12 protein-coding genes are annotated in these 13,316 nt (G+C 67.6%); all 12 read left to right on the forward strand.

Going from position 1 to position 13,316, the window contains the following annotated elements; translation table 11 throughout:
- The first annotated feature begins 17 nt into the window (after positions 1-17).
- The 12 genes from AAFN46_RS00100 (at position 18) to AAFN46_RS00155 (ending at position 13,316) form a co-directional block, all read left to right on the forward strand.
- Positions 18-941, forward strand: coding sequence for a branched-chain amino acid transaminase (locus AAFN46_RS00100; RefSeq protein WP_347806647.1), 924 nt, complete (start codon positions 18-20; stop codon positions 939-941).
- 84 nt (positions 942-1,025) lie between these two features.
- Positions 1,026-2,060 (forward strand): lipopolysaccharide heptosyltransferase II, encoded by a 1,035-nt coding sequence (gene waaF, locus AAFN46_RS00105; RefSeq protein WP_347806648.1) that lies wholly within the window; start codon positions 1,026-1,028, stop codon positions 2,058-2,060.
- A gap of 1 nt (position 2,061) precedes the next feature.
- Positions 2,062-3,066, forward strand: coding sequence for a lipopolysaccharide heptosyltransferase I (waaC, locus tag AAFN46_RS00110; protein ID WP_347806649.1), 1,005 nt, complete (start codon positions 2,062-2,064; stop codon positions 3,064-3,066).
- Positions 3,066-4,187 (forward strand): glycosyltransferase family 4 protein, encoded by a 1,122-nt coding sequence (locus AAFN46_RS00115; protein ID WP_347806650.1) that lies wholly within the window; start codon positions 3,066-3,068, stop codon positions 4,185-4,187. Before waaC ends, AAFN46_RS00115 begins: the two co-directional genes overlap by 1 nt.
- On the forward strand, positions 4,184-4,990 hold the full coding sequence (rfaP, locus tag AAFN46_RS00120; RefSeq protein ID WP_347806651.1) for a lipopolysaccharide core heptose(I) kinase RfaP: 807 nt from the start codon (positions 4,184-4,186) through the stop codon (positions 4,988-4,990). The genes AAFN46_RS00115 and rfaP overlap by 4 nt, the downstream gene beginning before the upstream one ends.
- Positions 4,990-5,724, forward strand: a complete 735-nt coding sequence (locus AAFN46_RS00125; RefSeq protein WP_347806652.1) for a lipopolysaccharide kinase InaA family protein — start codon at positions 4,990-4,992, stop codon at positions 5,722-5,724. Before rfaP ends, AAFN46_RS00125 begins: the two co-directional genes overlap by 1 nt.
- On the forward strand, positions 5,721-6,464 hold the full coding sequence (locus AAFN46_RS00130; protein WP_347806653.1) for a lipopolysaccharide kinase InaA family protein: 744 nt from the start codon (positions 5,721-5,723) through the stop codon (positions 6,462-6,464). The genes AAFN46_RS00125 and AAFN46_RS00130 overlap by 4 nt, the downstream gene beginning before the upstream one ends.
- Entirely contained in the window at positions 6,464-7,885 is a 1,422-nt protein-coding gene (locus tag AAFN46_RS00135) for a lipopolysaccharide kinase InaA family protein (RefSeq protein WP_347806654.1), read from the forward strand. The genes AAFN46_RS00130 and AAFN46_RS00135 overlap by 1 nt, the downstream gene beginning before the upstream one ends.
- Positions 7,886-8,026: 141 nt before the next feature.
- Positions 8,027-9,781, forward strand: a complete 1,755-nt coding sequence (locus tag AAFN46_RS00140; protein ID WP_347806655.1) for a carbamoyltransferase — start codon at positions 8,027-8,029, stop codon at positions 9,779-9,781.
- Entirely contained in the window at positions 9,768-10,895 is a 1,128-nt protein-coding gene (locus AAFN46_RS00145; RefSeq protein WP_347806656.1) for a glycosyltransferase, read from the forward strand. Before AAFN46_RS00140 ends, AAFN46_RS00145 begins: the two co-directional genes overlap by 14 nt.
- Entirely contained in the window at positions 10,892-12,148 is a 1,257-nt protein-coding gene (locus AAFN46_RS00150; protein WP_347806657.1) for a capsule biosynthesis protein, read from the forward strand. Before AAFN46_RS00145 ends, AAFN46_RS00150 begins: the two co-directional genes overlap by 4 nt.
- A gap of 58 nt (positions 12,149-12,206) precedes the next feature.
- Positions 12,207-13,316 (forward strand): capsular biosynthesis protein, encoded by a 1,110-nt coding sequence (locus AAFN46_RS00155; protein ID WP_347806658.1) that lies wholly within the window; start codon positions 12,207-12,209, stop codon positions 13,314-13,316.

Here is a 13,316-nt window from a genome sequence, read left to right on the forward strand (position 1 = left end):
CCTGAGGAGTGGCAAAGATGTCGATGGCCGACCGCGATGGCGTGATCTGGTATGACGGCGAACTGGTGCCGTGGCGCGACGCCACCACCCATGTGCTGACCCACACCCTGCACTACGGCATGGGCGTGTTCGAGGGCGTGCGCGCCTACAACACCCCGGACGGCACCGCCATCTTCCGCCTGCAGGCACACACCGACCGCCTGTTCGACTCGGCGCACATCTTCAATATGCAGATCCCCTTCTCCAAGGAGGAGATCAACGAGGCCCAGCGCGCTGCGGTGCGCGAGAACGGCCTGGAAAGCGCCTACCTGCGCCCGATGGTGTTCTTCGGCAGCGAAGGCATGGGCCTGCGCGCCTCAGGCCTCAAGGTGCACGTCATAGTCGCCGCCTGGCACTGGGGCGCCTACATGGGCGAGGAAGCGCTGCAGACCGGCATCAAGGTGCGCACCAGCTCCTACACCCGCCACCACGTCAACATTTCCATGACCCGCGCCAAGGCCAACGGCAACTACATCAACTCGATGCTGGCCCTGCAGGAAGCCATCTCCGGCGGCGCCGACGAGGCCATGCTGCTGGACCCGGAAGGCTACGTGGCCGAGGGCTCGGGCGAGAACATCTTCCTGGTCAAGGACGGCGTGGTGTACACCCCGGAAGTGACCTCCTGCCTCAACGGCATCACCCGCGGCACCATCCTGACCCTGGCCGCCGAGCACGGCATCCAGGTGGTGGAGAAGCGCATCACCCGCGACGAGGTGTATATCGCCGACGAGGCCTTCTTCACCGGCACCGCCGCCGAAGTGACGCCGATCCGTGAAGTCGATGGCCGGAGAATCGGCGCCGGCCGCCGCGGCCCGGTGACCGAGAAGCTGCAGAAGGCCTACTTCGACCTGGTCACCGGCAAGACCAGCGCCCACGCCGAGTGGCGCACCCTGGTCAAATAAGTCGCAAGCCGCAAGCTGCAAGCCTCAAGTGGCCCGGGCTGCTATGACTTGTCGCTTGTGGCTTGGCGCTTGAGGCTGTCTTTTATGAAGATTCTGATCATCGGCCCCAGCTGGGTCGGCGACATGGTGATGGCGCAGACCCTGTTCGTCTGCCTCAAACAGCGCCATCCCGGGTGCGAGATCGACGTGCTGGCCCCCGAGTGGAGCCGGCCGATCCTCGAGCGTATGCCCGAGGTACGCGCCGCGCTGAGCTTCCCGCTCGGTCACGGGGTGCTGGATATCGCCACCCGGCGCAGGATCGGCAAGTCCCTGGCCGGCCAGTACGATCAGGCGATCCTCCTGCCCAACTCGCTCAAGTCGGCCCTGGTGCCCTTCTTCGCCGGCATCCCCCTGCGCACCGGCTGGAAGGGCGAGATGCGCTACGGCCTGCTCAACGATATCCGCAGGCTGGACAAGCAGCGCCTGCCGCTGATGATCGAGCGCTTTATGGCGCTGGCCTACGACGATGGCGCCGCACTGCCCAAGCCCTATCCGCAGCCGCGCCTTGCGATAGACGAGGCCAGCCGCGCCGCCGCGCTGGCCAAGTTCGGCCTGGCCCTGGATCGCCCGGTGCTGGCCCTGTGCCCGGGCGCCGAGTTCGGCGAGGCCAAGCGCTGGCCGGCCGAGCACTACGCCAAGGTGGCCGAGGTCAAGATTCGCGCCGGCTGGCAGGTATGGATGTTCGGCTCGAAGAACGACCATCCGGGCTGCGAGGACATTCGCCAGCGCCTGATTCCGGGCCTGCGCGAGGAGAGCGTCAACCTGGCCGGGGAGACCTCGCTGGCCGAGGCCATCGACCTGCTCTCCGCCGCCGGTGCGGTGGTGTCCAACGACTCCGGCCTGATGCACGTGGCCGCCGCGCTCAATCGCCCGCTGGTGGCGGTGTACGGTTCCACCTCGCCGCAGTTCACCCCGCCGCTGGCGGACAAGGTGGAGATCGTGCGTCTGGGCCTGGACTGCAGCCCCTGCTTCGAGCGCACCTGCCGCTACGGCCACTACAACTGCCTGCGCGAGCTCAAGCCGCGCCCGGTGATCGAGGCGCTGGAGCGCCTGGTCGCCGATCCGGTCGAGGTGCAATAGCTTGCGGGTACTGCTGATCAAGACATCCTCGCTGGGCGACGTGATCCACACCCTGCCGGCGCTCACCGACGCGGCGCGGGCCATTCCCGGCATCCAGTTCGACTGGGTGGTGGAGGAGGGCTTCGCCGAGATACCGGCCTGGCATCCGGCCGTGGCCCAGGTGATTCCGGTGGCCATCCGCCGCTGGCGCAAGAGCCTCTGGCAGACCCTCAGAAGTGGCGAGTGGCAGCGCTTCAAGCAACGCCTGGGCGAGGTCGACTACGACCTGGTGATCGATGCCCAGGGCCTGTTCAAGAGCGCCGTGCTGACCCGCTACAGCAAGGCGCCGGTGGCCGGCCTGGACCGTGACTCGGCGCGCGAGCCGCTCGCCTGCCGCTTCTACGACCGCTTGTACGCGGTGCCCAAGGACCAGCACGCGCTGGAGCGCACCCGCCAGCTGTTCGCCCAGGCGCTCGGTTACGAGCTGCCGCAGCAGATCGGTGACTACGGCTTGGATCGCGCGGCCATGGCCGATGCCTCGCAGGCCCCTTATCTGCTGTTCCTGCACGGCACCACCTGGGCCAGCAAGCACTGGCCGGAGGCCGACTGGCGCGCCCTGGCCGAGCGTATGGCCGGGCAGGGCTGGGCCATCCGTCTGCCCTGGGGCAACGAGGCGGAACGCGAGCGCGCCCAGCGCATCGTCGCCGGCATCGACAATGCCGCCGTGCTGCCCAAGCTCAACCTGGCCGGCGTGGCCAAGGTGATCGCCGGCGCCAGCGCCTGTGTGGCGGTGGATACCGGCCTCGGCCATCTGGCCGCGGCGCTCGACGTGCCGTGCATCTCTCTCTACGGCCCGACCCTGCCGGGCAAGGTCGGCGCCTACGGCCGCGGCCAGGTGCACCTGTGCGCGAGCGGGCCGCAGGCCGGCCTGGGCGATCGCCACAAGCCCTGTTTCGACGGCCTGGATGCGCAGCGCGTGGGTGACGAGCTGAACAGCCTGCTGCTGAAGCTGCAGGAGGCCGTGTGATGCAACTGGCCTTCGTGCTCTACAAATACTTCCCCTTCGGCGGCCTGCAGCGCGACTTCATGCGTATCGCCCTGGAGTGCCAGGCGCGTGGCCACGCCATTCGCGTCTACACACCGATCTGGGAGGGCGAGGTGCCCGCCGGCTTCGACGTGCGGGTGGCGCCGATCAGGGCCTTGTTCAACCACCACCGCAACGAGAAGTTCAGCGCCTGGCTGGCCGCCGATCTGGCGCGCGATCCGGTGGACCGCGTGGTCGGCTTCAACAAGATGCCGGGCCTCGATGTCTATTACGCCGCCGACGGCTGCTACGAGGACAAGGCGCAGACCCTGCGCGCACCGATCTACAAGCGCTGGGGGCGCTACAAGCACTTCGCCGACTACGAGCGGGCGGTGTTCGCCGCCGAGTCGAAGACAGAGATTCTGATGATCTCCGAGGTGCAGCAGCCGCTGTTCGTCAAGCACTACCAGACCCCGGCCGAGCGCTTTCATCTGCTGCCGCCGGGCATCGCCTCTGATCGCCGCGCACCGGCCAATGCCGGTGAGATTCGCGCCGAATTCCGTCGCGAGTTCGAGCTGGCCGATGACGAGCTGCTGCTGGTGCAGATCGGCTCCGGTTTCAAGACCAAGGGCCTGGACCGCAGCCTCAAGGCGCTGGCCGCGCTGCCGCGCGAGCTGAAGAAACGCACCCGGCTGATCGCCATCGGCCAGGACGACCCCAAGCCCTTCCTGCTGCAGGTCAAGGCGCTGGGCCTGTCCGAGCAGGTGCAGATTCTCAAGGGGCGCAGCGACATTCCGCGCTTTTTGCTCGGCGCCGACCTGCTGATCCACCCGGCCTATAACGAGAACACCGGTACCGTGCTGCTGGAGGCCGTGGTCTCCGGGTTGCCGGTGCTGGTGACCGAGGTCTGCGGCTACGCCCACTACATCGCCGAGGCCGACGCCGGGCGCGTGGTGCCTGCGCCGTTCGAGCAGGAGACGCTGAACCGCCTGCTGGTCGAGATGCTGAGTGACGAGGCGGCGCGCGCGAGGTGGGGTGCCAATGGCCTGGCCTTCGCCGACACGGCTGACCTGTATTCGATGCCGCAGCGCGCGGCCGACGTGATCCTGGCGGAGCGCGCATGAAGCTGATGCTTGCCGAGCCGTTCCAGAGCCTGTGGGCCGGGAAGGATGCCTTCGTCGCCGTCGAGGCGCTGCAGGGCAAGGTCTACCGCGAGCTGGAGGGCCGTCGTACCCTGCGCGCCGAGGTCGACGGGCGCGGCTACTTCGTCAAGATCCACCGCGGCATCGGCTGGGGCGAGATCGTCAAGAACCTGCTCAGCGCCAAGCTGCCGGTGCTCGGCGCCCGCCAGGAGTGGCTGGCAATCCGGCGTCTGACCGAGGCCGGCGTGCCGACCATGACCGCCGTGGCCTATGGCGAGCGCGGCGGCAATCCGGCCAGGCAGCATTCCTTTATCGTCACCGAGGAGCTGGCGCCGACCACCGACCTGGAGCAGCTAACCCTGGGCTGGGCCACGCAGCCGCCGCAGCCGCGCCTCAAGCGCGCGCTGCTCGAAGAGGTGGCGAGGATGACCGGCACCATGCACCGCGCCGGAGTCAATCACCGCGACTGCTATATCTGCCACTTCCTGCTGCATACCGACCGGCCCATCACGGCGGACGACCTGCGCCTGTCGCTGATCGACCTGCACCGCGCCCAGGTGCGCGCTGCCACGCCGAGGCGCTGGCGCAACAAGGACCTGGCCGCGCTGTACTTCTCGGCGCTGGATATCGGCCTGACCCGGGGCGACAAGCTGCGCTTCCTGCGCGCCTACTTCCAGCGACCGCTGCGCGACATCCTGCGCGACGAGGCGCGCCTGCTGGCCTGGCTGCAGCGCAAGGCGGACAAGCTCTACGCGCGCAAGCAGCGCTACGGGGATGCACTCTGATGGCCGGCTGGTACCTGGACCCGGCCTACGCCGGGTTGAATGCCGAGTTTGGCGACCTGGCCAGCGTATTTGCCCTGGAGGGCAAGCGCCTGACCCGCGACCCGCTGTCCGAGGTGATCCTGCTCGAGCGTGGCGGCGTGCGCTACTACGTCAAGCGTTACTGGGGCGCCGGCAAGGGCCTGCGCCGCTATATCGGCCGGCCACGGGTCAAGGCCGAGTGGCAGAACCTCAAGCACTTCGCCAAGTGGGGCATCCCCACCGCGCCCATAGTCGGCTACGGCCTGGAGCGCAAGGCCGGCGCCTTCGTCCGCGGCGCGCTGATCACCCGCGAGCTGGAGCACACCCGCGACCTGGCGCTGATGGCCAAGCAGGGTGACGGGCGCCTGCGCGACGCCTCCTGGGTGGATGGTGTCAGCCGCCAGCTGGCCGGCGCGACCCGCGCCCTGCACGATCACCACTTCGCCCACAACGACCTAAAGTGGCGCAACCTGCTGGTCAATGAGGATGGCGAGCTGTTCCTGATCGACTGCCCGACCGGCAGCTTCTGGTGGGGGCCGTTCCTGCGTTACCGCATCGTCAAGGACCTGGCCTGCCTGGACAAGGTGGCCGGCCGGGTGCTGTCGCGCAGCCAGCGCCTGCGCTTCTACCTGCAGTATCGCGGTCGTCAGCGCCTCAGCGCCGGCGACAAGCGGCGGGTGCGGCAGATAGTGAAATTCTTCGAGGGCAGGGAATGAGCGATTTTATCGCCGCCGAGGACCGTGTGATCCTCGAACGCCATGGACTGGCCGACTACGATGCGCTGTGGGCGCTGAAGCTGGAAGCGGTCGACGAGCCCAATACCGAGCGCGGCGGTTGGAGCAGCGTCTATCGCCTGGATCTGGGTGAGGCGGCCTACTACCTCAAGCGCCAGAGCAACCACCTGACCCGCAGCCTGCTGCGCCCGCTGGGCGAGCCGACCTTCGCCCGCGAGTTTCGCAATATCCGCCGCTATGCCGCGCTGGGCATTCCGGCGCTGCAGGCGGCCTTCTTCGCCGAGCGCCGACTGCCCGGCGAGCGCCGCGCCATCCTGCTGACCCGTGCCCTGGATGGCTGGCAGGACCTGGATTACTGGCTGCAGGGCTGGGCGCAGTTGGACGCTGCCCGCCGCAGCGCCATCCTGCGGGCCTGCGGTGAACTGGCGCGCAGGCTGCACGCGGCGGGCCAGGTGCACGGCTGCTTCTACCCCAAGCATATTTTTCTGCGCGAAAGCATGAATGGCTACGAGGCGCAGCTGATCGATCTGGAGAAGACCCGCCCGCTGCTGCTCGGCGAGCGCGACCGGATCAAGGACCTGGAGCCCCTGCTGCGCCGCGCCAGCGCCTGGAGCGAGGCCGAGGTGGGCCAGCTGCTGGTCGCCTACCTGGGCGAGGGGGGCGACATCGAGCGCTGGAGCCGGCGCCTGGGTGCCCGCCGCCGGCACAAGGAGTCGCGCTGATGCGCCTCGCCGAGCTGGCGCAGGCCGGTCGCACTCCGGATTTGCCGCTGACGCTGGAGCTGGCCGGCGAGCCTCTGGTCGTGGAGCGCCTGCTGAGGGTGCTGCCGGGGCAGCGCTATGTCGGCCTGGCGCGCTGGCACGGCCGGGCGGTGCTGGCCAAGCTGCTGGTCGGCGCCAAGGCCGAGCGCCACTTCCAGCGCGAACTGGCCGGCGCGCGCCTGCTCGCCGAGCAGGGGCTGTGCACGCCGGCGTTGCTGGCCGAAGGCTGCGCGGCGCAGCAGGGCGGCTGGCTGCTGTTCGAGTTCCTGGACGGTGCCGAAAGCCTGTGGGACGCCTGGCGCGCGGTCGAGCGCGAACCGCTGTTGTCCGATGGCCAGCAGAGCGTTCTGGGTGAGGCGCTGAATGCCATCGCGCAGATGCACGCCAAGGGGTTGTGGCAGGCCGACCTGCATCTGGACAACCTGCTGCGGCATGACGGCCGGCTGTTCGTGATCGATGGCGGCGGCGTGCAGGTTGAGACGGCGGGCCGGCCGCTGTCGCGCCAGCGCGTGCTGGAGAATCTCGGTGTGTTCTTCGCCCAGCTGTCGGGCGAGCTTGCGCCCTTCACCGAGGAGCTGCTGGTGCACTACCTGCTGGCCAACGGCGAACACGCGCTGCCGCTGGAGGCCCTGCTCGGGGAGGTGGAGAAGGTGCGGCGCTGGCGCCTGCGCGACTACCTGAGCAAAGTCGGTCGCGATTGCAGCCTGTTCGCCGCCAGGGTCAATGCCTTCGGCCTGCGCGTGCTGCGCCGCGAGCACGCGGCCGAGCTGGCGCCTCTGCTGGAGGGAGTGGATGCGCGGATCGACGCCGGGCATCTCTACAAGACCGGCGGCGCCGCCACCGTCGCCCGCATCGAGCTGAATGGCCGGCCGCTGGTGATCAAGCGCTACAACATCAAGAACACCCTGCACTGGCTCAAGCGCTTCTGGCGCCCGAGTCGGGCCTGGCACAGCTGGGTCGAGGGCAATCGCCTGGAACTGCTGGGTATCGCCACGCCGCGTCCGCTGGCGGTGATCGAGCGGCGCTGGTGCTGGCTGCGCGGCCGCGCCTACCTGGTGACCGAGCACTGCGGCGATGAGGATCTGATCGCCCGTTTCGCCCCGCACCTCGACGGCGCGCCGCCGGAGGCCGAGCTGCAGGCGCTGGACCGGTTGTTCGCCGCGCTGATCCGCGAGCGCATCAGTCACGGCGACTTCAAGGGCCACAACCTGTTCTGGCATGACGGCCGCTGGAGCCTGATCGATCTCGATGCCATGCGCCAGCACGCCGGCCAGGCGTCCTTCGCCCGCGCCTACGCCCGCGACCGCGCGCGTTTCCTGCGCAACTGGCCGGCCGCCTCCAGCCTGCATCGCCTGCTGGACCAGCGCCTGCCGCGGCTGTGACGCGACCGCGCGGTCGGCGCCCGGCCATACCCGCGGCCGGCGTCTGTCGCTATAATCCCCGCCTTTGTTCGGGCGAAACGTCTTTCGCCCCTCCATCATCCCGGCGGCCCAGGCCGCCCGTAGCTGCAAAGAGGCTTTCCCGTGGCATTGACCGTCCTCGGCCTTTCCGGCGCCCTCAGCCATGACCCGTCCGCTGCCCTGTATATCGACGGCAAGCTGATCGCGGCGGTTGAAGAAGAGCGCTTCGTGCGCGACAAGCATGCGAAGAACCGCATGCCCTACGAGTCCGCCAAGTTCTGCCTGGAGCAGGCCGGGATCAAGCCTTCCGACGTCGACGTGGTGGCCATCCCCTTCGCCCCCATCAGCCTGTTCGGCAAGGCCCGCTGGCACTACGCCAAGCGCTACTGGTACGCCCCGGACCGCTCGCTCGATGCGATCCTGATGGGCAATCGTCGCTACAAGCGCTACCACAAGAAGATCCAGTGGTGCCTGGAGCAGCTGGGCTTCGACCTGAAGAAGGTCAAGATCGAGCCGGTCGAGCATCACCTGGCCCACGCCGCCAGCGCCTACCACTGCTCGGGCTTCAAGGAGAAGACCGCGATCCTCGGCATCGACGGCAAGGGCGAGTACGCCACCACCTTCTTCGGCTACGGCGAGAACGGCCAGATCCACAAGATCAAGGAATTCTACGATCCGGATTCGCTCGGCGGCCTGTACGGCGCGATCACCGAGTTCCTCGGCTTCGAGATGCTCGACGGCGAGTTCAAGGTCATGGGCATGGCGCCCTATGGCGACGCGGCCAAGTACGATTTCTCGCGCCTGGCCAAGTTCGAGAACGGCGAGCTGATCATCAACACCGACTACGCCAACGTCATCGGTTTCCGTCGCTACAAGGAAAACGGCAAGGGCTACTACTTCTCGCCCAAGCTGATCGAGTGGCTGGGCCCCAAGCGCCAGGGCGACATCGCCGACGACCCCTACATCCATTACGCCGCCAGCATGCAGGCACTCTTCGAGAAGCTGGCGCTTCAGATGATGGAGTACTACCTCGGCGACATCCTCAAGGAGACCGGCAAGATCGCCTTCGCCGGCGGCTGCGCGCTGAACGTCAAGCTCAACCAGAAGATTATCGCCCGCGACGATGTTAAGGAGCTGTTCGTGCAGCCGGCCTCCGGCGATGCCGGTACTTCGGTCGGCGCCGCCGCCTACGTCTCGCACCAGCGCGGCGTGCCGGTGGAGAAGATGGAGCACGTCTACCTCGGCCCGTCCTACTCCAACGAAGAGATCATCGCCGCCTGCGCCAAGCACCCTAACGCGCCTAAGTTCAAGCGCATCGACAACACTCCGCAGCGCATCGCCAAGATCATGGTCGACGGCAACCCGGTGGCCTGGTTCCAGGGCCGCATGGAGTTCGGCCCGCGCGCCCTCGGCGGCCGCTCGATCATCGGCTGCCCGAGCGTGCCGGGCGTGGCCGACCGCATCAACGAGCAGATCAAGTTTCGCGAGCGCTGGCGGCCCTTCTGCCCGTCGATGCTGGATACCGTCGCGCCGCAGATGCTCAAGGTCGATCACCCGAGCCCCTTCATGACCTTCACCTTCGAAGTGAACGAGGAGTGGAAGGAGCGCGTCGGCGAAGTGGTGCACGAGGACGGCACCTCGCGCGCCCAGGTGCTGGAGCGCCGCTTCAACCCGCGCTGGTACGACCTGATGCTGGAACTGGAGAAGCTGACCGGCAACGGTGTGTCGCTGAACACCTCGCTCAACCGCCGTGGCGAGCCGATGATCTGTTCGCCCACCGACGCGCTGAACATGTTCTACGGCTCGGACCTGCAGTACCTGATCATGGAAGACATTCTGGTGGTCAAGGATGGCCGCGACTGGTATGACCAGGTCTGACGGCGATACGGCCGGGCGGCGCTGGGTGCTCCAGTTCTGCCACGGCTACGACGGCCCCTTCCTCGACTGCGCGCGGCAGTACGCGGCGCTGTTCGTCGGCACCGCCTACAAGGTCTGCACCGTCTATCTGACCGGTGAGCCGAGTGCCGAGGTGGAGCGGGGCAGTGCCTCGGACGAGGTGATCTTCCTCGATTACCGCAGCAGGGATGTGCGCGGCCTCAAGCTCAGGGCCATCCGCGACCTGCGGCGCATCGTCGCCTCGCGTGACTTCGCCCTGTGCATCGCCCACCGCTTCAAGCCGGTCTACGTCGCCCTGCTCGGCAGCGACCTGCCGGTGATCGGCGTGCACCATGCCTTCGGCGATTACCGGCGGCTGTCGCGCCGGCTGTTCGCCAATGCCTTCCGCCGCCGCCTGGTGCTGCTCGGCGTCTCCGATGCGGTGCGCGACGACATGCGTGCCTGCCTGCCGGGCTGGCCGGGCGAGCGCATCGAGACCCTGTACAACCGCATCGATATCGCTGCCGTGCAGGCCGAACAGGTTTCTCGCGAGCAGGCGCGCGAACATCTCGGCCTGCCCCAGGGCGCCTGGGTGGTCGGCAACGTCGGCCGCCTGCATCCGGACAAGGACCAGGCCACCCTGATCCGCGGTTTCGCCCAGGCCCTGCCCGGGCTGCCGGCCGGCAGCCTGCTGGCGATCATGGGCAGCGGCAAGCTGGAGGCATCGCTGAAGGCGCTGACTGCCGAACTTGGGGTGGGCGAGGCGGTGCGCTTCCTCGGCCAGATCGCGCAGGGGCGGCGCTACTTCAAGGCGTTCGACGTCTTCGTCCTCAGTTCCGACCACGAGCCTTTCGGCATGGTGTTGCTGGAGGCCATGGCCGCCGGAGTGCCGGTGATCGGCACCGACTGCGGGGGAGGGCGCGAGGTGGTGCAGGGCGTTGGCGAGCTGTTTCCGCTCGGCGCGGTGGATGCCCTCGCCGGCGTTCTGCAAAAGCAGGCGCAGGCGGGCGACGCGCAGGCGCTGCAGCAGCGCATGCAGGCGCACCTGCAGCACGACTTTTCCGACCAGGCGGTACGCCGGCGCTTCTGGTCGCTGCCGCTGTGCGCCGAGCTATGACCCAGGCCAATCCCTGGGCTGCCAAGGCCCGCGCCCTCGACCGCTACCGCTGGCTGCTGTTGCGCGAGCGCCACGGCCTGCTCGGCAGCGCCCTGCGCTTCGCCCGCGAGGCACTCGGCGACTGGTGGTTCGGCCTGCGTGCCAGGCGCCGCCTGGCCGAGGCGGTCGCGGCCGAGCCCTGCGACTTCCTGCTGCTGCAGTCGGCGCCCAAGGTCATCGCCTTCCAGCGCAAGAAGCTGTTGATCGAGGGGCTGCGCGAGCGCGGCCACCATCTGCTGGAGACCGCGCTGCAGGCGCCCAAGACCATATTGCGCGAACGCCTGCTCAGGCAGCCGCCCTATCCGGTGCCGACCCGCTACTTCGGCCTGGCCGCCTACACGCAGTGGCTGGTGGAGCATTATCAGCCGCGCATCCTGCTCAACGACCGCAACGGCAGCCTCTATGCACCCTTCCTGCGCCTGGCCCTGAACGCCCGCGGCGGCTTGCTGGTGCACCTGGCCCACGCCACCACGGTGGAGGGCTCGCGGCGGCTGGGCATGAACGACTATGACTACTACTTCCTGTTCGGCCAGAGTTCGCTGGAGGCCCTGCAGGCGCGCGAGCTGCGCTTCGGCAGCTCGGTCGCGGTGCTGGCCGGGTCGCACATGATCGACCATGCCTTCGACCTGCCCCCCGCCGACCCGGCTCGCCGCATACTGCTGGTGCTGGGCGTCGGTCCGGATAAGGAAAAGGAAGCGGGCTACCAGTGCACCTATACGCTGCTGCGCGACTGGGCGGCGCAGAATCCCGACTACCAGGTATTGTTCAAGGCACACCCGCGCAGCCAGGCGCTGTTCTGGCAGGATGCGGCCGGGGTGTTGGAGAATATCCGGGTGCTGCCTCGCGAATCCAGCCTAGCCGAGGCCTTGGCGCAGGCTTCGGTGGTGGTCAACATCATGTCCAATGCGGTGATCGAGGCGGGGCTGGCGGAGCGCCCGGTGCTGCCGGTCAACCTCAGCGGTGACGCGGATATCTTCGATCAGCAAGCCTTCTTCGGGGCGCCTTCGAAAGGCGTTGTCGAGCTGGGCGAGCGACTTCAGTCGGTCGAGAATGCATACGCCCGGGCGCGGGGGCTGGCGAGGGACTTCGGTCACTTCCACCTGGCTCATGGCACGCGAGGACTGGAGGTGAATCTGCTGGTCTTGGAGCGGCTGCTGCGGGGCGAGGCGTTGCCGAGCGAGGTCGAAATTGCGTCTTTGCCGGGCACGGTCTGATTCACAACTGTATTGATCGCCGTCACGACGGCCCTGAGTTCCAATTCTGGAAATGACGATGACCCAGTTCCTGTTCTTCTCCCTGGCCAAGCACCAGAGCCTTTACTTCCAGCGCCTGCTCGACGAGACCGACCTGCAAGGCAAGGTGGTTGTGCCGCGCCAGTTTCCCTGGCCGCGTCCCTGGCGCCTGCTCGGCATCGTCAGGCGGATCGACTGGGCCCATCTGGTCGAGGAGAAATGCCAGGAGCGGCGGGTCAAGCGCAAGTATGAAGGTCATCTGTATCGCCTCCTGTTGCGCCTGGAGCTGGCCTGGATGGCGCTGCGAGTCGATGCCCTCCTGGCTCGCGAGCGGCCGGGCAGTGTGGCGATGTGGAACGGTTCCCACCGCTACTGTCAGCTGCTGCTGGCCCTGCTGCCTGAGGGGTGTGGTACCTTCTTCTTCGAGAACGGCTTGCTTCCGGACACCACCACGCTCGATCCCAAGGGAGTGAACTATCGTAACTCGGTACCACGTGATGCCGAGTTCTATCGTAATTATGTGGCCCCCGATGGCGCGGCCGAGGCCCAGTTCACCCTGGTTCCGCGCAAGCCCCGGAACGGCGGGCATAAGCCGATCGAGCTGCCGGAACATTTCGTCTTCATTCCCTTTCAGGATGATCGGGACACCCAGGTGCGACTGTTCTCGCCCTGGGTGAGCGACATGCGCCAGCTGTTCGCCTTGGGCGAGTTGCTGGCTCGAGAGGCGGGGATGACCGTGGTATTCAAGGAGCACCCCTCCAGTCGCGAGGCCTACCCCGAGCTGCATGCCCGCACTCACGAGCGCCTAATGTTCGCCAACGGCAACAGCACCCAGGAGCTGATTCAGGCGAGTCAGTTCGTCGTTACCTTGAACTCCACCGTCGGGCTGGAGAGTGTGCTGCTAGGCAAGCCGGTGCTAACCCTGGGGCAAGCCTTCTTCAATATCCCCGGCCTGGTTGTCCATGCCGATTCGGCTGCCGAGCTGGTCGCATTGGCGCAGTCCTTCCCGGCCTGGCCCCTGGAACCGCAGATCCGCGAGAGCTTCCTGCGCTATCTGGCGGGAGAATACTGCGTGCAGGGTAGCTGGCAGAACTCTGATCGGGCCCAGCTGTTGCGGGTGGCGGGGCGCATGCAGCGGTTGGGGCGCTGA

This window comes from Pseudomonas sp. CAU 1711, from assembly GCF_039888625.1.
GTDB lineage: Bacteria > Pseudomonadota > Gammaproteobacteria > Pseudomonadales > Pseudomonadaceae > Aquipseudomonas.

What these genes read in the sequence shown, in the direction of transcription:
- AAFN46_RS00155 (WP_347806658.1), top strand. Translation starts at nt 12,207, where the DNA reads ATGACCCAGTTCCTGTTCTTCTCCCTGGCCAAGCACCAGAGCCTTTAC.
- AAFN46_RS00130 (WP_347806653.1), top strand. Translation starts at nt 5,721, where the DNA reads ATGAGCGATTTTATCGCCGCCGAGGACCGTGTGATCCTCGAACGCCAT.
- AAFN46_RS00100 (WP_347806647.1), top strand. Translation starts at nt 18, where the DNA reads ATGTCGATGGCCGACCGCGATGGCGTGATCTGGTATGACGGCGAACTG.
- waaF (WP_347806648.1), top strand. Translation starts at nt 1,026, where the DNA reads ATGAAGATTCTGATCATCGGCCCCAGCTGGGTCGGCGACATGGTGATG.
- AAFN46_RS00125 (WP_347806652.1), top strand. Translation starts at nt 4,990, where the DNA reads ATGGCCGGCTGGTACCTGGACCCGGCCTACGCCGGGTTGAATGCCGAG.
- rfaP (WP_347806651.1), top strand. Translation starts at nt 4,184, where the DNA reads ATGAAGCTGATGCTTGCCGAGCCGTTCCAGAGCCTGTGGGCCGGGAAG.
- AAFN46_RS00145 (WP_347806656.1), top strand. Translation starts at nt 9,768, where the DNA reads ATGACCAGGTCTGACGGCGATACGGCCGGGCGGCGCTGGGTGCTCCAG.
- AAFN46_RS00135 (WP_347806654.1), top strand. Translation starts at nt 6,464, where the DNA reads ATGCGCCTCGCCGAGCTGGCGCAGGCCGGTCGCACTCCGGATTTGCCG.
- AAFN46_RS00115 (WP_347806650.1), top strand. Translation starts at nt 3,066, where the DNA reads ATGCAACTGGCCTTCGTGCTCTACAAATACTTCCCCTTCGGCGGCCTG.
- AAFN46_RS00150 (WP_347806657.1), top strand. Translation starts at nt 10,892, where the DNA reads ATGACCCAGGCCAATCCCTGGGCTGCCAAGGCCCGCGCCCTCGACCGC.